The 672-nt window shown below is 71.4% G+C and carries 1 protein-coding gene; it reads left to right on the forward strand.

Annotation, left to right across the window (positions count from 1 at the left end; translation table 11 throughout):
- On the forward strand, nucleotides 1–672 hold a 672-nt coding region (locus AC1DTN_RS37965; RefSeq protein ID WP_477925300.1), incomplete at both ends, for a thiamine pyrophosphate-dependent enzyme.

A 672-nucleotide genomic window follows, 5' to 3' on the forward strand; every position in this document is an offset into this window, starting at 1 on the left:
CTACCAGACCTGCGACGCGATGCTGGTGGTCGGCTCGCGCCTGCGCGGCAACGAGACGCTCAAGTACGAGCTCAAGCTGCCGCGCCCGCTCTACCGCATCGACGCCGATGCGGCCGCGGAGGGGCGCTGCTATGCCACGGAGGCCTTCGTCTGCGGCGACGCGGCGCTGGCGCTCGACGGACTGGCCGACCGGCTCGAAGCCGCGCAATACCAGGCCGACCCGGCGCTGCTGGCCGACCTGCGCGCCGCGCATCAGCAGGCCGTCGCCACGCTGACGGATGGCCTCGGCCCCTATGCCGAACTCGTGCGCCAGCTCCAGGCCGCGGCCGGGCGCAACTTCAACTGGGTGCGCGACGTGACGGTGTCCAACAGCACCTGGGGCAACCGCGAGCTGCGCATCTTCGAACCCGGCGCCGGCGTCCACGCCACCGGTGGCGGCATCGGGCAGGGCATGCCGATGGCGATCGGCGCCGCCGTCGGCGCCGCCGTGACCGGCTCGGGCCGCAAGACCTTCTGCCTGGCCGGCGACGGCGGCTTCATCCTGAACCTGGGCGAGCTGGCCACCGTGGTGCAGGAGAAGGCGGACCTGCTGATCGTGCTCATGAACGACAAGGGCTACGGCGTCATCAAGAACATCCAGGACGTGCAGTACGGCGGGCGCCGCTGCTATGC

Source organism: Rhizobium sp. 01T444 (assembly GCF_056398305.1).